Consider the following 16,469-nt stretch of genomic DNA (forward strand, 5'->3'; position numbering starts at 1 on the left):
GGCCTGAAATCATTGGACCATGCGAAACGCCGCCCGTGAGACGGGCGGCGTTTCTGCATTCGGAAGGGTTCAGATCAGCGTTTCAGGCCGGCAGCGGCGCGGCGGGATCGACCAGCCCTGCCTTGCGGATTTCCTCCCAGAACGCGGCCGGAATGATCTCGGCATAGGCGGCGCTGTCCTCGGCAATGCGTTCCGGACGGCTCGCGCCCGGGATGACGGCCGCCACAGCCGGATTCGCGAGCGAGAACTGGATGCCCGCCGCCTTCATCGAAACGCCGTGGCGGTCGGCAATCGCCTTGATCGCAGCAACCCTTGCGAGGATTTTCGGCGTCGCTGGCGCATATTCGAAATTCGGCCCGCCGACGAGCGCGCCCGAACTGTAGGGCCCGCCGACGACGACACCCAGCCCCAGTTCGGCCACCTTGGGCATCACCCGCTGAAGCGCGCGCCCGTGATCCAGCAGCGTGTAGCGGCCAGCCAGCAGGAAGGCGTCCGGACGCGGTTCCTGAAGGTCCAGCAGGATCTCGATCGGCTCCACCTTGTTGACGCCAAGGCCCCATGCCTTGATCACGCCTTCGTCGCGCAGCCGATCCAGCGCCTTGAATGCGCCGACGCGGGCTTCTTCGAACCGGGCGATCCATTCGTCGCCCCAGAAGTCCTGGGCGAGATCGTGGACGAAGACGATCTCGACATGATCGGTGTGGAGGCGTTTCAGGCTGTCCTCGATCGACTTCAACGTGGCGTCGTAGCTGTAGTCGTTCACCACCTTGTTCGGGCGGCCGTTGGCAAAGACATCGCCCTTTTCGCCGTTATCGCGGAGCGAAACGTCCTCGACCTCATCCAGGATGATGCGGCCGACCTTCGTGCTGATCACATATTCGTCGCGCGGCTTGCCCTTCAGCGCCTCTCCCATGCGGATCTCGGCAAGGCCGGCGCCGTAGAAGGGGGCGTTGTCGTAATAGCGGATGCCGTCGTTCCAGGCGGCCTCTACCGTGGCCAGCGCTTCCTCTTCCGGGATCGCGCGGAACATGTTGCCAAGCGGCGCGGCGCCGAAGCCCAGCTTGCTGGGGAGGATATCCTTGAGTGCCATCGTCTGCATCCTTTCGTCAGGCGACCACCAGCGGGTCGAGTGTCAGTGCCGTGCGTTCGGCAAGGTCGTTGATGGTTGCGAGATAGGTCTGGAAATGGGCTGAGGCGCGATGAGCGGTGACGGCCTCGCTGTCGACGTAGAGCTCATCAAGTACGAGATTGGCCGGGTTGGTGCTGTCGGTCCATAGATCGTAGCGTAGATTACCGGCTTCCGCGCGACTTTGTGTGACCATCGTGTCCAGCAATTCGCGCAATTCGGCCTCCTTCCCCGGGCGGGCGGTGAGAATGGCCATGATCTTCACGTTCGTCATCGGATGTCCCTTATTCCGGAGAGCGGGGCGCCGAAGCGCCCCGCCGGTCATGCGCGTTCGCATCGGCTCGCCGGGCGATCAGTGCCGGCGCGCATCGAGTGCTTCGACCAGAGCCGCGGCGATGGGGTGATCGGAACGCGGGTTCTGGCCAGTGATGAGTTCGCGGTCGATCACGACGTTCGGCGCGAAGTCGGTTGCCGTCGTTTCCACCGTACCGCCCGCTGCAGTCAACGCCTGCGGCATGGTGAAATACATCTTTGCGTGGAGGATGTTATCCTCGACCACCTTTTCCTCGGATGCCGAGAAGACGGTCATGCGATAGCCGGCGTAGGGCCAGTCATGAGCAAGATCGGTTGCCTTGGCGGTGTCTCCGGCGATCAGCGCGGCGCGGAAGGCCGGGGCCTGCTCCATCGCGGCCGTCAGCGCGATCGGGCCATGGCAAAGGAGGGCGGTCGGCTTGGCCTGCGCATGGAAATGCCGGAGGATTTCGCCGAGTTCTGCGCTCTGCATCAGGTCGACCACCGGGGCCTGACCGCCGGGCACGAAAACGGCGGCGTAGTGGCCTAGCCCCTCGTCGATCACCTGGCGCAAGGTGCGCAAGCCGGTCATCGCGGGATCGTGGAAGAAGAAATCCCGGGCCCGGGCGTAGGCAGCCTCATCGCCTTCGAAGTGATCGGCCGAATCCGATGCCTCGTCGATATGCGGCTGGGTGCCGTCGGGCGTGGCGAGGACCACGTCGTATCCGGCATCGATCAGCGCCATCGCCGGCACGACCGTTTCGTTGAGATACTGTCCGGTTGCGCCCCATCCGCCCTGAACCTCGATCCGGGTGGCGTTGGAGCCGATCACGAGCACTGTACCCTTGGTCATTTGAGTCTCCATCAAGTTGGTGTGGTCCCTTGCGGGCACCGCTTGAATGCGCCTCAATCAGGCATTCCAGAACTTTATTTCTTGGATATTAGATATATCGGTGAGAGTATATCTCATGCGCTACGACCTCAATCTCCTGCCGATCTTCGTCGCCCTGATGGAAGAACGCAACGTCACCCGCGCTGCCGAACGACTGGGCATGACGCAGCCGGCGATGTCCAACGCACTCTCCAGATTGCGGGCCATGTTGCAGGACCAGCTTTTCATCCGCGAACGCTATGGCATCCAGCCTACGCCCGTGGCGCTGGAACTGGCACCGGGCATTGCGGACGCGCTGGCGCGGCTGGACGATGCGATATTGGGGCAGCAGGATTTCGATCCGGCCAGCGCCCAGCGAGAGTTCACCATTGCGCCCAACGGCTATGTCGAGTTCGCGCTCGTACCGGCGATCGTCGCCCGCTTGGCGGAGGTGGCGCCCGGCATCAAGCTTCGCCTGACGCCGTACAGCAACGATCTGGTCGAAACGGGCGTGGTATCGGGGATGACGGCGATGGTGCTGGGCCGGATAACCGACCCTCCCGACAACTTGGTGGTTCAGCACCTGATGAACGATGGGCTGGAATGCGTCGTCCGTTCCGGCCATCCCGAGATCGGGGAAACGATCACGCGAGAACAGTTTGAGCGGCTGCGCCATGTGAACGTGATGCCGCCGGGCCGTATCCGTGCCGGCCTGCATCAGGCGCTCGCCTCGCAGGATCTGCGGCGCGATGTCGCGCTTTCGGTCACCAACTTCTTCGCGGTGGCGGAGATGGTTGCGGTTACCGACTACTGCACCACTTTGCCGCATCTGATCTGCCGCCGGTTGCGCCACGATCCGCGGTTGAAGGTGCTGCCGGCGCCGGTCGATCTTGGCACGTTCCCGGTCGAGATGGGCTGGCATGTTCGCTATCGCCACGATCCGGCGCATCGCTGGCTGCGGGGGCTGGTGGCCGATGTGGTCCGCGGGATCGGCGCGGGGGATGGAGTGGCCGTCTAGCGCTACTTCCCGTTTCCGGTCGCCACGCCGCGTATCTCGTTCGCCTGCCAGACGAGCAGCGTGGGCAGGCCGATGGCCAGATCGCGTGCCCGCTTGGCGAGCGACAGGGCAAGGGCAGTTTCCGGGGGCAGGCCGAACAGCGGGCCGGCGAAGGCATAGCCGGCCTCCTGCACCCCCAGCGCGCCGGGGATGATGAAGGCCACGCTGCGCAGCGTGAAGATCAGGCTTTCCAGGGCCAGGATGTCCCAGACCGATGCATGGGTTCCCATCCATCGCAAGGCCAGCCACGCGCCTATGCCGCTGGCGATCCAAGCCGCCAGATTGGCGCCGAAGGCCAGGGCGACGCGGTCGCGCTGGGCATAGATGCGCGACAGTTCGGCACGGATACCGGCCATGGCGATCGATCCGGGAACGAGGCGGGCGGCAAGGCGGCTGGTGAAGTCCAGCGCGGTGCGCTGCATGGCGAAGAACAGCAGGATGATCGCGACCATGACGAAGGTGCCGCCAAGGATCGCCGGCCGCAACTGCGCCGCCGCGCCGTCGCCCATCAGCAGCGAGCCCATCAATGCCAGTCCGAACAGTGTGTAGATGAGTTGGCTGGCCATCTCCGTCGTCATGTCGACCACCAGAGAGCCATGCACGCGGTTGGAAGGCAGCGCGGCGGCCGTCAACGTCCGCACGCTGACGATGATGCCGCCCAGTTGCGAAAACGGCAGCAGGTCGGATACCGCCTCCCGTACCATCCGCGCCCACGAGAACAGCGGCCAGGCGGAAAGCGGTAGGGATCGGCCCCTTTCGTCGGGCGCCGCCGCGAACCATGCGGCGCCCAGCAGGAAGAAGACACCCAGCGACCACAGGCAGTACAGCAGGAACCCGGACGCGCCCATGCGCCCGGCGATGCCGAGCACATCCTTCAGCCCGGCCACGCCGATCGTCCAGACGGCGATGCCCAGACCTGCCAGTGTCGCCAGCAATATGCCGATGCGCGTCCAATGCTTCAGGCGACGTCTCCCGCCTTCGGCCCTTTCACGAAGCGCAGCACGAAGCGGATCGCGCCCGGCACGAAGCGGGGCCGCAGCAGGCGCCGGTCATAGGCGGAAAGCCGCCGGTCGTTCTCCGCAAGGCACAGCCGCGCCAGTTCGGGGAAAGTGATTTCCACGCCCAGTTCCTTCGATCCGTTCAGCGTGAAGTTATTCTCCTGCGCGCGGGTATTGTCCTTGCCCATGCCCTTGGCCATGTCGAGCCGTTCCCAGATCAGGAAGATCCAGACCGCAATCACCTTGAGTTCGAACCACGGCCGCCGCCACAGCGGCATGTTGCGCCGCCACCAGGCCACCCAGTTCACGAAGAACAGGATATGCCGCCCTTCCTCGCGCATTACGGGTTCAAACGTGTCCACCAGTTCGGGCGGGAAGAAGCCCGAATCCTTGGCAACCTTGAACAGGCCGAAGCCGAAGAAGCTGTCTATGCATTCCGAATAACCGGTGCGCATGAAGGCGAATTCGGGATCGGCAGGGCGCTTGTATTCGGGTTCCGGAACCAGTTCGATACCGTAGGCCTGCACCATGTCGGAAAGCACCAGCTTGTGCCGCGATTCCTCGAAAGCGTTCATCTCGACGGCGGATTTCAGCAGAGGATCGTCCAGCCCTTCGGAAAATGTGCGCACGTTCATGCCCGCGCGGCCCTCGGTGGCGACGGCGATGTCCCAGATCGGCAGGGAGACGATCTTGTTGCGGGTGCTGTCGTCCAGCGTCGGCCAGTCGATCAGCGCCGGTCGATAGGGATCGTGCGTATCCAGCAGCGTCCGGCTCATCAGCAGGAGGTGATCGGGGGTGCCGTACTTCAGCCGGCCGGTGGGCAGGGGGACCGTCTTGTCATAGTCGCCCCAGGAGCGAGCCAGTGTCATGAGCGCTCTCCTTCGATAAAGTCCGCAAAGCGTCCGAGAGTGATGGCATTGCGCGCGATCACCCGCTTGGCAAGCGCGTCGGTCAATGCCGCGAGTTCTTCGGCATAGCGGTAGCCCGGCGCCGATCCGGGGTAAGGCCCGGTGGCGGGGTGGGCATAGATCTCGCTCAACCCGTTGGGCAGGTGTTCCAGCAATCCGTAGACGCGCGCCGGGGTCATCGCGCCGGACCACGCAAGGCCGAATACGTGATCGGGCGTGGCAAGGCTGGCGCGGCGCATAAGTCGTTGCACCTGTCGCGCCCAAATTCCTTCGATGCCCGAAGGCGCGCCTTCATCCTCGACCTCGCGCAGCACGGCGCGCGGCTCCACCGGGGCGCGAACCGTGCGCATGCCATGCGCCTTGCCCACTTTCACCAGCGTCGCCGCGATAGTGGGGTGCAAGTGGAAGTGCTTATGCGCATTCACGTGGTCGAGTGGCAGGCCGGTGGCGGCAAAGGCGTCGAACTGCGCTTCCACTTCCGCCGTAAGCTGGCGGCGCGCGGCGGGCGAAGCGAAGATGCGCATGGCGGCGCGCACCATGTCGGTGCGGAAATTGCCCTGCGCGTCGACCAGCGCGGGAATGCGCTCCGGCGGCAACACCGGCCGTCCGTCCACCAGCACGATATGAAGGCCGACGCCGAGTGTGGGCAGGCGCTTGGCCCGCTCGACCGCGTCGTCTGCCGCCGCGCCGTTCACCATCAGGCTGGCGGCGGTCAATATGCCATCGCTGTGCGCGCGCTCGACCGCCTCGTTCACTTCGGGAGAGGCCCCGAAATCGTCAGCGGTGACGACGAGGCGCTTCACGGCCTGGATCAGCGCCGGCTGGCGAAGGGACAGCGCATCACGCCGTTGCCTTGCGTCGGCGCAGGAAATCGAAGAACTCCACGCCTTCGCGCAGTCGGCGCTTCATCATGTCCCAGTCCCGCACCATTTCCCAGACGATCGATCCGATCTTGGATGGCCGGAAGTAGAAGCGCTTGTAGAACTCCTCCACCTTGTCGAAGATCACCGGCGCGGGCAGATGTTCGTAGCTCAGCTGGGCGATCTGGTTGCCGCCGTCGGTCAGCAGATGGTCGGTGCCGTCGAACCAGCCGTTGTCCATCGCCTGCTTGTAGAGGAAGGTGCCGGGATAGGGCGCCGCCAGCGAGACCTGGATCGTGTGCGGATCGATCTCCTTGGCATAGTTGATCGTTTCCTCGATCGTTTCCTCGGTCTCGCCGGGAAGGCCCAGAATGAAGGTGCCGTGGATGACGATGCCCAGTTCGTGGCAGTCCTTGGTGAACTGCCGGGCAACATCGACGCGCAGACCCTTCTTGATGTTGTGCAGGATCTGCTGGTTGCCGCTTTCGTAACCGACCAGCAGCAGGCGCAAACCATTGGCTTTCAATACTTCCAGCGTCTTGCGGGGGACATTGGCCTTGGCATTGCAGCTCCAGCTCATCGGGAAGCCCGGCTTGCCAAAGCCCAGCTTGCCCAGCGCGATGGCCAGTTCCTCCACGCGGGGGCCGTTGTCGGTCAGCGTGTCGTCGTCGAAGAAGATCTCCTTGGTCTGGGGGATGTTCTCCATGACGTATTTCACTTCCTCGATCACATGCGCGATCGAGCGGGTGCGGTAATTGTGCCCGCCCACGGTCTGCGGCCAGAGGCAGAATGTGCAGCGGCTCTTACAGCCGCGCCCGGTGTAGAAGCTGACGTAGGGGTGCTTCAGATAGCCGCCGAAGTACTTCTCTATCGTCAGGTCGCGCTTGTAGATCGGGGAGACGAACGGCAGCGAATCCATATCCTCCAGCACCTTGCGGTCCCGGTTATGGATGATCGCGCCATCGTCATCGCGCCATGAGATCCCGTCGATTTCGCGCAGGGGAATGCCATTGGCGACGTCTACGATCGTGAAGTCGAACTCATTGCGGCAGACGAAATCGATCGCCGCGCTGGCGGTGAGTGCCTTTTCGCTCTCCACTGCGACTTTCGCACCGATCATGCCGATCAGGGCTTTGGGATTGCGCGCCTTTATCAGTTCGGCGGTGTGCACGTCCTGATTGAAGCTGGGGGTGGAGGTATGGAGGATCACCAGATCCCTGCCGTCCACCTCATGCGCGATATCGTCCCACGAAAGATCGTGCGCGGGGGCGTCGATCAGTTTCGATCCCTCCACCATGGCGGCGGGCTGGGCCAACCAGGTGGGATACCAGAAGGACTTCACCTCGCGCTTCATCTGATATCGCGCGCCGGCGCCGCCGTCGTACCCGTCGAAGGAGGGGGCCTGAAGGAAAAGCGTAGACATCATGGTCCGGCAGTCTCCGAAGCTTGGACTCGACCGTCACTCAGCATAGTAAGCGCGCTTCCGCGCCAATCAATCGACCGGACGAAGAAGCTGGCAAAGAAAATCGCGAAATTCAATGTATCGCGTAACGGCAGCATCCAAAAAGGCGCCGAAGCGTCCTTGGCATGACTGTCTGCCACGTGCTTCGTGTATAGCCGGACAGCTGCGGTCACGGCGATTACCGCGAGTGCGGGCACGGGGTGGAGGGGCAGGGCCATCAGCGCCAGCGGCAAAGGCATGGCGATGAAGGACCCGGCATATCCTGCGGGGGCCAGTCCGCGTACGGTGGCTGCCCAGCGCAATTCGTGACGCCAGAGTTCACGAAAATCGGAATCGGCGAAGGCGTGGGTCAAAAGCATGGGCGGCATTTCCACCGCAAGGCCCAGCCGCTCTACCGCCTGCCCGATGGCATGATCGTCCGCCAATACGTCCGCAAAGTGGGCGAAGCCGCCGATGGTATCCAGCGTCTCGCGCCGCAGAGCGATCGTCGATCCCATGCAGGGCGTCGCCATGGCATGGGCCTTTGCAAAAGCGAGGTTCGGCAGGAACTGATATGTGCTGCCCGCAGCGGCCAGCACGGACCAGAAGCCGGCGTCTCCCCGCCCGCGATAGAGGCAGGTCACGGCACCGACTTTCGGCTTGCGAAGCGCGGCGAGTATGCCGGACAGATAGGAACGGTCCACCGCGATGTCGCTGTCGCTCAGGACCACGGTGGGGTGCGACGCGTGCTTCATCATGTTGGTAAGGTTCGATATCTTGCCGTTCGCGCCGTGATGCGCGGGATCGACGACAAGTTCGATCCGGGCATGGGGGTAGCGGGCCTGAACCTCCCGCACCGCACGAATGGCGGGATCGTCTGCCCGCTGTACGCCGCAAAGGATCTGGACAGGGCCTTCATGATCCTGTTCGACGAAACTTGCCAGATTGTCGGCAAGGCGCGGCTCGGCGCCGTGCAGCGGCTTCAGAATGGTGACGGCTTCGTTTCCCGGCCGGGGCTCGCCCCGCGCATGCAGGAAGCGCCTGAGCGCCAGGGTTGCAGCCACCATGTAAAGCGCGCCTGCTGCCGCCGCCAGCAGCAGGGCCCAGCCCAGGGCAGAGGTCACGATGGACAATCCGGCCATTGCTTTCCTTAAAGCGAGCGCTGAACCCGGCGAATGGAAAACTTGTGAAACCCAAGAAAGATACTTGCCAGTTGCTTTCACGGGAATAGGAATAGCACAGTCTGTCGGCAACCATTCGGATGTTCGGTCAGAAATGCCTGAATCCAATCGATTGATCCTCATTACCGGCGTTTCGGGTTTTGTAGGTTCGGCGGTCGCCCGGGCGCTCGACGGCCGTGGCTACAGGCTGCGCGGGCTTGTTCGGTCCGGCAGTTCGCCTGTGAACCTGGCGGATTTTCCCGGCGAACTGGTGGAAGGCGATCTCCGCGATGCGGCCGCCATGGGCCGTGCCATGCAGGGCGTGGACATGCTGTTCCATGTCGCGGCAGACTATCGCCTATGGGCCCGCGATCCCGAAGAGATCGTCCGCAACAATCTGTCCGGCACCCGATGCGTGATGCAGGCGGCGCTGAAAGCAGGCGTGGGCCGGATCGTCTACACCAGCAGCGTCGCCACGCTGAAGCCGTCCCATACCGGCGCGGTGGACGAGCGGGCCGCCGCCACTCCGTCCGAAGCCGTGGGCGCGTATAAGCGCAGCAAAGTGGTGGCAGAGCGGCTGGTAGAGCAGATGGTGGCGCAGGAGGGGCTGCCCGCCGTGATCGTCCAGCCATCGACGCCGATCGGCCCGCGCGACGTGAAGCCGACGCCGACGGGCCGGATCATCGTGGAAGCAGCCAGGGGCAGGATGCCCGCATACGTCGATTCTGGGCTCAACCTGGCGCATGTCGATGATGTGGCGGCCGGTCACGTTCTGGCGATGGAGAAGGGCAAGGTCGGGCAGCGCTACATCCTTGGTGGGCAGGACGTGATGTTGGGCGATATGCTGGGTGAGATCGCCACCCACACAGGCCGACGGCCGCCGCGTGTCCGCCTGCCGCGTGCGCCGCTTGTGCCGCTTGCCTGGATCAACGAGGGGATCACTCGGCTATCCGGTGGCAGCGACCCGTTCCTGACACTCGATTCGCTGCGTATGGCGCGGCATCGGATGTTCTTCAGCTCGGCCAAGGCGGAGCGTGAGCTTGGCTATCTTGCCCGGCCCTGGCCGCAGGCGATCGGCGATGCCGTTCACTGGTTCCGGCAGCGGGGAACGATCCAGTGATCGGGCAAGGCTTCGGACTGGCCGTGCTGGCCATCTGGCTGGGCCTGATCGTGGGGCGCGACGGTTTCTGGATGGCGCGTGAGCGAGACGATCGCGACCTGCCCCTTCCGCCGGCGCGATGGCCGGACGTGACGGCGGTAGTGCCCGCGCGAGACGAGGCGGATGTCATCGCCCGTTCCATCGGCAGCCTGATCGCGCAGGACTATCCAGGCCGGTTCCGTATCGTTCTGGTGGACGATTCCAGCAGCGACGGCACCGTCGCCATTGCCCGATCGCTGGGGTCTCAGCGCGTCGAAGTGCTGGCAGGCAAGCCCCTGCCGCACGGATGGACGGGCAAGCTCTGGGCCATGGAGCAGGGCATCGAACGGGCCGGCACCGTGCCGCAATGGCTGTGGTTGACCGATGCCGATATCGCCCATGCACCCAATACGCTGCGCACGCTGGTCGCGCGGGGCGAAGCAAACGGCCTGTCGCTGGTCAGCCTGATGGCGCGGCTGCGCTGCGAAACGCTGGCCGAGCGGATGCTCGTGCCTGCCTTCGTGTTCTTCTTCCAGATGCTCTATCCGTTCGGGCGCGTGAACCGGCGGGGAACCCTGGGTGCGGCGGCGGGCGGTTGCATGCTGGCGCGGCGGGCAGCGCTGGAGCGGGCGGGCGGCATAGGTGCAATCCGGGGCGCTTTGATCGACGATTGCTCGCTGGGTGGCCTGCTGAAGCAACAGGGGCCGGTCTGGCTCGGGCTCACCGATCGATCGGTGAGCATTCGGCCCTATGACGATTTCGGGTCGGTCGCGGCGATGATCTCACGCTCTGCCTATGCCCAGCTGCGCTATTCTCCGTGGATTCTGATGGCGACATTGGCGGGAATGCTGATCGTCTATGGTGCGCCGCCCATGCTTGCCCTGTTCGGGCACGGGGTGATGCGCTTGTCAGGCTTGATCGCATGGTTGGCGATGGCGGCGATTTTCCAGCCCACGCTACGTTTCTATCGGCTTAGCCCGCTCTGGGGACTGGCATTGCCGGCCATCGCGGCCTTCTACGCGGGCTGCACGGTGCTGTCGGCATGGCAACATGCGCGCGGGCGTGGCGGCATGTGGAAGGGCCGGGCCCAGGCGGGAGCCGAAAGCTGATGGAAGCGACTGATCTGGCATCGGGCAAGGGCCACCGGGACGAGAACTTTCCCGTCGCCAGCCTGCTGATCCGGCCGGACTGCCGCCCGCCGATCATGGCATTCTATCGCTTTGCGCGCGCGGCGGACGATATCGCGGATAATCCCGCCGCCACGGCGGAGCAAAAGTTCGCCCTGCTGGCGCGGATGGGCAGCGGTCTGGATGGAGAGGGCACGGAAGAAGCCATGGCGCTGCGCGATGCGATGGCGGCACGGCGGATCGATCCGATCCACGCGCATGACCTGCTGGACGCCTTCGTCCGCGACGTCACCGTAACGCGTTATACCGATTGGGACGACCTGATGGGCTATTGCCGCTATTCGGCGATGCCGGTGGGGCGCTTCGTTCTTGACGTGCATGGTGAGGATCGGGCGCTTTGGCCTGCGAATGATGCGCTGTGTGCGGCCTTGCAGATCGTCAATCACCTTCAGGACTGCGGGAAGGACTATCGGATGCTCGATCGCGTCTACGTTCCGCTCGATACCGGTTTGACCATCGCTGACTTGCAGGGCGACCGGGGTAGCCCGGCCCTGCGTGCGATCATCGCCGATCTGGCGCGGCGGACGCGCGGCCTGCTGGATCAATCCGCAGCGTTTGCCGCCGGCATTCGCGACCGGCGGCTCGCCGCGGAAGTCGCTGTGATCCACCGGCTTGCCCGCAGCCTGACCTACCGCCTTGAACAGCGCGATCCGCTCAGCGAGCGGGTCCATCACGGCAAGACGGAAACGCTGTTCCTTGCCGCCGGCGCTGCGCTGCCGGTTCTGCTGCGGAGGGCGGCATGAGCGAGGCCGTCGTCGCCGGCGGCGCCTCGCGCAGTTCGTTCTACGCGGGCATGCGCGTGCTGCCCAAGGTGGAGCGCAGCGCCATTTTCGCGGTCTACGACTTCTGCCGCATCGTCGACGACATTGCCGACGACCAGCAGGGAGATCGCGCATCGCGGGCGGCAGAACTCGATCGCTGGCGCTGCGATCTCGACGCGCTTTACGCCGGGCGAGACGCCGGGCAGGCGAATTTCCTGCGCGCCGGCGTCGATCGTTTCGATCTTGAGCGTCGCGACTTCGAAGCGGTGATCGACGGCATGGCCATGGATGTTGAGCGCGACATTTGCTGGCCGGGCGAAGCGGAACTGGATCTCTATTGCGATCGTGTCGCTTCTGCCGTGGGCCGGCTTTCGGTGCGCATCTTCGGCATGGATCGCGAGCCGGGGCTCGATCTGGCCCATCACCTTGGCCGGGCGCTGCAACTGACCAATATCCTGCGCGACATAGACGAGGATGCCGCCATCGGCCGTGTCTACATTCCCGCCGAAGCCCTTGCCGCGGCGGGGATCGTCCCCGCGACCGCGCTGCAGGTGGCGGCCCATTCGGGCATGGACCCGGCCGGGCGCTGGCTGGCCGCGCGGGCGCAGCGGCATTTCGAGGAAGCGGGCAGGCTGCTTGCTTCGCGCCCGCGCGGGCTGCTGCTAGCGCCCCGCCTGATGGAAAGTGCCTATGCCCGGCTGCTGCGGCAGATGATCCGGACGGGCTGGGCGCCGCCGCGCAAACGTGTGCGCACCAACAAGCTGCGACTGGTCCTGACCGTGGGGCGATTGTTGGTGACCGGGTGAGGGCAGGCCGGGCCATCGTCGTCGGTGCAGGGCTGGCGGGCCTGTCGGCCGCGGTTCGTCTGACCGAGGCAGGCATGGCCGTTCAGGTGATGGAAGCTGCCGCACAGGCCGGTGGACGTTGCCGTTCCTACCATGATCCGCAGATCGACCTCACCATCGACAACGGCAACCATCTGGTGCTTGCCGGCAATCACGCCGTCTGTCGCTTTCGCGACACGATCGGCGCGCGGGAACCTCTTGCCGGGCCGGATCACGCCGATTTTCCCTTTGTCGATCTCAACAACGGTGAGCGATGGGTAGTACGCATCAACGACGGTGGTTTGCCCTGGTGGGTGCTCAGCCGCCATCGCCGCGTGCCGGGCACGGCGCTCACGGACTACTTTGCGCTGGGCAGACTGATCTACGGCAAGCCGAAAGAAACCGTGGCCGACCGCATCGCCCCCGATGGAACCTTGTGGTCGCGGCTGATCGATCCCGTTCTGCTCGCCATCCTCAATACGCCGGCCGAACAAGGATCGGCCAGCCTGACGGCAGCAGTCATACGGGAGTCGCTTTTGCGCGGCGGAAGGGCGAGTTTGCCGCGCATCGCGCATCCCAGTCTGGCGGCGGCCTTCATCGAACCGGCGCTGGGCTGGCTGGCCGCGCAGGGCGCGTCGATGACGCTGGGGCGCCGGCTGAGAGGTTTGGGCATCGAGGGAGGGCGGGTCCGCTCGCTGGATTGGGGCCAGGGACCGGAAGCACTGAATGCGGACGACATCGTCATACTCGCCGTTCCGCCCACCGTTGCGGGCGCCTTGCTGCCGGAGCTGACGGTTCCCAATGCTTTTCATGCGATCGTCAACGCCCATTTCGCGGCAGCACCGCCGGTGGGCGCTCCTGCGATGATGGGTGTTCTGGGCGGAACGGCGCAATGGCTGTTCGCTTTTCCCGACCGCATTTCCGTCACCGTTTCAGCGGCCGATGCCCTTGTGGAGACGGATCGGGAGACCCTGGCCGTTCGGTTCTGGGAAGAGATCCAGCAGGCCTATGGCTTTTCCGCAGCGCTTCCGCCGTGGCAGATCGTGAAGGAAAAGCGGGCGACCTTTGCCGCTACGCCAGCGCAAGATGCCCGGCGGCCGGGCGCTGAAACCCCTCTTCGCAACTTGTTTCTGGCAGGCGATTGGACGCAGACCGGCCTGCCTGCGACCATAGAGGGCGCCATCCGGTCCGGAGAAACGGCCGCTAGGCTAGCCGTGGGGCGGTGTGGGCCTGCGGGACGGGGCAAGGCATGACGATGGCCAGGCGCGCTGCCTCCACGCCTGCGATGACGGACATCGAAACGGTCGTCGATCGGGCCGCAGCCGCTCTGGCCGAAGCGCAACGACCGGATGGGCACTGGGTGTTCGAACTGGAGGCCGATTGCACCATCCCGGCGGAATATGTGCTGCTGCGGCACTATCTGGGCGAGCCGGTGGACGGCGAACTGGAAGCCAAGATCGGCCGGTATCTGCGCCGAATTCAGTCCGCCGACCATCAGGGCTGGGGGCTGTTCCATGCCGGGGCCTTCGATGTCAGCGCCAGCATAAAGGCCTATTACGCGCTGAAGATGATCGGCGATCCCGTCGATGCGCCGCACATGTTGCGCGCGCGCGAAGCCATATTGGATGCCGGCGGGGCGGAGGCCGCGAATGTATTCACCCGCATCCAGCTTGCCCTGTTCGGTGCCGGCCCATGGTCGGCGGTGCCCGATTTGCCGCCCGAGGTAATCCTGCTGCCCCGCTGGTTTCCCATCCATTTGTCCAAGATGTCCTACTGGGCGCGGACCGTGGTGGTTCCCTTGCTGGTGCTCTGCGCGCGCAAGCCGCTGGCCCGCAATCCGAAGGGCATCAAGGTTGCCGAACTCTATACAGGACGCAGCGCCCGGCGCCGGACCCAAGCCGCCGATCCCAAGTGGCTTTGGACGCTGGGTTTCAACATGCTCGATCGGCTGCTGAAGCTGGGGCAAGGGCTTTGGCCGGCAAGGCTGCGCCAGCGCAGCATCGACACCTGCGTCGCGTGGGTGACGGAGCGGCTGAACGGAGCGGACGGCCTGGGCGCCATCTATCCGGCCATGGCGAACAGCGTGATGATGTTCGACCTACTCGGCTATCCGGAGGACCACCCGCATCGCGCCATCGCCCGCCAGTCGGTCGAAAACCTGCTCGTGATTCAGGAGGAAGAGGCTTATTGCCAGCCCTGCGTCTCGCCAGTGTGGGACACGGCGCTTGCCAGCCACGCGATGATGGAGGCGGGCGGCGCGGCGAATTCGGCACGCGCCGAAGCGGCGCTGGATTGGCTGAAGCCGCGCCAGATCCTGGACGTGGCGGGCGACTGGGCAGAGGAACGCCCAGGAGTCCGCCCCGGCGGCTGGGCGTTCCAGTACAACAACGATCATTACCCCGATCTGGACGACACGGCCGTGGTAGTCATGGCGATGGACCGCGCGCAAGTGACGGATCGCGCCCCGATCGAAAGGGGCGTGGAGTGGACCGTGGGCCTTCAGTCGAAAAACGGCGGCTGGGGGGCATTCGATGCCGACAATACTTACGACTACCTCAACAACCTGCCATTCGCCGATCATGGCGCATTGCTCGATCCGCCTACGGCCGATGTCACGGCGCGGTGCGTATCCATGCTGGCGCAGCTCGGCGAAGGGCTGGACAGCCCCCGCATGGGCGCCGCTATCGACTACTTGCGCCGGGAACAGGAGCCGGAGGGAAGCTGGTTCGGCCGCTGGGGGGTGAACTATATCTACGGCACCTGGTCCGTGCTCTGCGCCTTCAACGCGGCGGGAGTGGATGCCGCGGATCCTGCGGTGGCCCGCGCGGTGGCCTGGCTCAAGGCGATCCAGAACGAGGATGGCGGCTGGGGCGAGGATTGCGACAGTTATGCTCTGGATCGCAAGGGGCACGCTCCGGCGCCGTCCACCGCATCGCAGACGGCCTGGGCGATGCTGGGGTTGATGGCGGCGGGGGAAGTGGACTGCGAAGCGGTGGAACGCGGTGCCGCCTGGCTGGTGGAGCATCAAGAGCCGGACGGGCTATGGGGGCAGGAGCACTATACCGGCGGCGGTTTTCCGCGGGTGTTTTACCTGCGCTACCACGGTTATCCGAAGTACTTTCCGCTCTGGGCCATGGCGCGCTACCGCAACCTCAAGCGCTCCAATGCGCGTCACGTCACGGTTGGCATGTGACCCTGCTGGTCGCCTGCGGGTTGAAGCGCGAGGCGCAACTGCTTCACCGACCGGGTGGCAACATCTTCGTCGTCGCAGGCGGCGGCGATGCCGCGCGGCTGGAGCGGGCGCTCGAAGCTCTGGCCGGGACGCGGCCGGGCATCGTCCTGTCGTGCGGAATTGCCGGCGGCCTCGCGCCTGAACTGCGATGCGGCGATCTTGTCGTCGATGGCGATGCGATGCTTGTCGCCTATCTGCTGAAGCACTTGCCGCAAGCGATTTCAGGAAAAATCGTCGGGAGCGACACTATCGTGGCGACGGCGGCCGAAAAGCGGGATCTGGCCGCGCACAGCGGCGCCCTTGCTGCGGACATGGAAAGCCATGTCGCCCGGCGCGTGGCCGAACGAAAGCAACTGCCTTTCGCGGCGATCCGCGCCATTGCCGATTGCGTCGCCGACGATTTGCCGCCTGCGGCCCTGGTGGGGATGAGGCCCGATGGCGGGCTTGCCCTGGGGGCTGTATTGCGCTCGCTGGCGTTACGGCCCGGTCAATTGCCGGCGCTCGTCCATACCGGACGGCAGGCAAGCCAAGCGCTGCACGCACTGTCGCAGGGGTATGGCCGGCTGGTCGATGCCGGGTTGGATCGGCTGGATCCGACCGATCTGGCTTCCTGAC

At 65.0% G+C, this 16,469-nt stretch carries 16 protein-coding genes; 8 read left to right on the forward strand and 8 right to left on the reverse strand.

The window, feature by feature from the left end:
* Positions 1-82: 82 nt before the first annotated feature.
* The 3 genes from ACZ1JC_RS00370 to ACZ1JC_RS00380 form a co-directional block, all read right to left on the reverse strand.
* Positions 83-1,090, reverse strand: a complete 1,008-nt coding sequence (locus ACZ1JC_RS00370) for an aldo/keto reductase (RefSeq protein ID WP_465139887.1) — start codon at positions 1,088-1,090, stop codon at positions 83-85.
* Between the two features lie 16 nt (positions 1,091-1,106).
* The gene (locus ACZ1JC_RS00375) at positions 1,107-1,400 is read right to left on the reverse strand and encodes a putative quinol monooxygenase (RefSeq protein WP_465139886.1); all 294 of its coding nucleotides are present in this window, start codon (positions 1,398-1,400) and stop codon (positions 1,107-1,109) included.
* A gap of 78 nt (positions 1,401-1,478) precedes the next feature.
* Positions 1,479-2,270 (reverse strand): type 1 glutamine amidotransferase domain-containing protein, encoded by a 792-nt coding sequence (locus ACZ1JC_RS00380; RefSeq protein WP_465139885.1) that lies wholly within the window; start codon positions 2,268-2,270, stop codon positions 1,479-1,481.
* Positions 2,271-2,385: 115 nt separating this feature from the next.
* Between ACZ1JC_RS00380 and ACZ1JC_RS00385 the strand changes: the two genes are divergently transcribed.
* Positions 2,386-3,306: a LysR family transcriptional regulator gene (locus ACZ1JC_RS00385; RefSeq protein WP_465139884.1), complete on the forward strand. Its 921-nt coding sequence runs from the start codon at positions 2,386-2,388 to the stop codon at positions 3,304-3,306.
* Between the two features lie 2 nt (positions 3,307-3,308).
* Here the strand turns inward: ACZ1JC_RS00385 and ACZ1JC_RS00390 are convergent, their stop codons facing one another.
* Genes ACZ1JC_RS00390 through hpnI form a run of 5 tightly spaced genes read right to left on the reverse strand, consistent with a single transcriptional unit; the run spans position 3,309 to position 8,694 of the window.
* Positions 3,309-4,280: a lysylphosphatidylglycerol synthase domain-containing protein gene (locus tag ACZ1JC_RS00390; RefSeq protein ID WP_465139883.1), complete on the reverse strand. Its 972-nt coding sequence runs from the start codon at positions 4,278-4,280 to the stop codon at positions 3,309-3,311.
* A gap of 23 nt (positions 4,281-4,303) precedes the next feature.
* Positions 4,304-5,212 (reverse strand): ferritin-like domain-containing protein, encoded by a 909-nt coding sequence (locus ACZ1JC_RS00395; protein ID WP_465139882.1) that lies wholly within the window; start codon positions 5,210-5,212, stop codon positions 4,304-4,306.
* On the reverse strand, positions 5,209-6,054 hold the full coding sequence (hpnK, locus tag ACZ1JC_RS00400; RefSeq protein ID WP_465139881.1) for a hopanoid biosynthesis-associated protein HpnK: 846 nt from the start codon (positions 6,052-6,054) through the stop codon (positions 5,209-5,211). The genes ACZ1JC_RS00395 and hpnK overlap by 4 nt, the downstream gene beginning before the upstream one ends.
* Before the next feature lie 37 nt (positions 6,055-6,091).
* Positions 6,092-7,537 (reverse strand): hopanoid biosynthesis associated radical SAM protein HpnJ, encoded by a 1,446-nt coding sequence (gene hpnJ, locus ACZ1JC_RS00405; protein WP_465139880.1) that lies wholly within the window; start codon positions 7,535-7,537, stop codon positions 6,092-6,094.
* Entirely contained in the window at positions 7,534-8,694 is a 1,161-nt protein-coding gene (gene hpnI / locus ACZ1JC_RS00410) for a bacteriohopanetetrol glucosamine biosynthesis glycosyltransferase HpnI (protein WP_465139879.1), read from the reverse strand. Before hpnI ends, hpnJ begins: the two co-directional genes overlap by 4 nt.
* Before the next feature lie 133 nt (positions 8,695-8,827).
* Between hpnI and hpnA the strand changes: the two genes are divergently transcribed.
* The 7 genes from hpnA to ACZ1JC_RS00445 are packed head-to-tail and all read left to right on the forward strand — an operon-like array spanning position 8,828 to position 16,468.
* Positions 8,828-9,832 carry a hopanoid-associated sugar epimerase gene (gene hpnA, locus ACZ1JC_RS00415; RefSeq protein ID WP_465139878.1) on the forward strand — a complete coding sequence of 335 codons (1,005 nt, stop codon included), beginning with the start codon at positions 8,828-8,830 and terminating at the stop codon, positions 9,830-9,832.
* Positions 9,829-10,959 (forward strand): glycosyltransferase, encoded by a 1,131-nt coding sequence (locus tag ACZ1JC_RS00420; RefSeq protein ID WP_465139877.1) that lies wholly within the window; start codon positions 9,829-9,831, stop codon positions 10,957-10,959. The genes hpnA and ACZ1JC_RS00420 overlap by 4 nt, the downstream gene beginning before the upstream one ends.
* Positions 10,959-11,780: a squalene synthase HpnC gene (hpnC, locus tag ACZ1JC_RS00425; RefSeq protein WP_465139876.1), complete on the forward strand. Its 822-nt coding sequence runs from the start codon at positions 10,959-10,961 to the stop codon at positions 11,778-11,780. Before ACZ1JC_RS00420 ends, hpnC begins: the two co-directional genes overlap by 1 nt.
* A complete protein-coding gene (gene hpnD / locus ACZ1JC_RS00430) occupies positions 11,777-12,604 on the forward strand; it encodes a presqualene diphosphate synthase HpnD (RefSeq protein ID WP_465139875.1) in 828 nt (275 codons plus the stop codon). Before hpnC ends, hpnD begins: the two co-directional genes overlap by 4 nt.
* Entirely contained in the window at positions 12,601-13,875 is a 1,275-nt protein-coding gene (gene hpnE, locus ACZ1JC_RS00435; RefSeq protein ID WP_465139874.1) for a hydroxysqualene dehydroxylase HpnE, read from the forward strand. Before hpnD ends, hpnE begins: the two co-directional genes overlap by 4 nt.
* Positions 13,872-15,815 carry a squalene--hopene cyclase gene (shc, locus tag ACZ1JC_RS00440; protein ID WP_465139873.1) on the forward strand — a complete coding sequence of 648 codons (1,944 nt, stop codon included), beginning with the start codon at positions 13,872-13,874 and terminating at the stop codon, positions 15,813-15,815. The genes hpnE and shc overlap by 4 nt, the downstream gene beginning before the upstream one ends.
* Positions 15,812-16,468: a phosphorylase family protein gene (locus tag ACZ1JC_RS00445; protein ID WP_465139872.1), complete on the forward strand. Its 657-nt coding sequence runs from the start codon at positions 15,812-15,814 to the stop codon at positions 16,466-16,468. Before shc ends, ACZ1JC_RS00445 begins: the two co-directional genes overlap by 4 nt.
* Position 16,469: the final 1 nt, after the last annotated feature.

It is taken from the genome of Sphingomonas sp. BL-S-28 (assembly GCF_055521515.1).

Bases quoted from the DNA above. Each gene is read 5' to 3' on its own strand.
- ACZ1JC_RS00370 (WP_465139887.1), bottom strand. From the start codon at position 1,090: ATGGCACTCAAGGATATCCTCCCCAGCAAGCTGGGCTTCGGCGCCGCG.
- ACZ1JC_RS00375 (WP_465139886.1), bottom strand. From the start codon at position 1,400: ATGACGAACGTGAAGATCATGGCCATTCTCACCGCCCGCCCGGGGAAG.
- ACZ1JC_RS00380 (WP_465139885.1), bottom strand. From the start codon at position 2,270: ATGACCAAGGGTACAGTGCTCGTGATCGGCTCCAACGCCACCCGGATC.
- ACZ1JC_RS00385 (WP_465139884.1), top strand. From the start codon at position 2,386: ATGCGCTACGACCTCAATCTCCTGCCGATCTTCGTCGCCCTGATGGAA.
- ACZ1JC_RS00395 (WP_465139882.1), bottom strand. From the start codon at position 5,212: ATGACACTGGCTCGCTCCTGGGGCGACTATGACAAGACGGTCCCCCTG.
- hpnJ (WP_465139880.1), bottom strand. From the start codon at position 7,537: ATGATGTCTACGCTTTTCCTTCAGGCCCCCTCCTTCGACGGGTACGAC.
- hpnI (WP_465139879.1), bottom strand. From the start codon at position 8,694: ATGGCCGGATTGTCCATCGTGACCTCTGCCCTGGGCTGGGCCCTGCTG.
- hpnA (WP_465139878.1), top strand. From the start codon at position 8,828: ATGCCTGAATCCAATCGATTGATCCTCATTACCGGCGTTTCGGGTTTT.
- hpnC (WP_465139876.1), top strand. From the start codon at position 10,959: ATGGAAGCGACTGATCTGGCATCGGGCAAGGGCCACCGGGACGAGAAC.
- hpnD (WP_465139875.1), top strand. From the start codon at position 11,777: ATGAGCGAGGCCGTCGTCGCCGGCGGCGCCTCGCGCAGTTCGTTCTAC.
- shc (WP_465139873.1), top strand. From the start codon at position 13,872: ATGACGATGGCCAGGCGCGCTGCCTCCACGCCTGCGATGACGGACATC.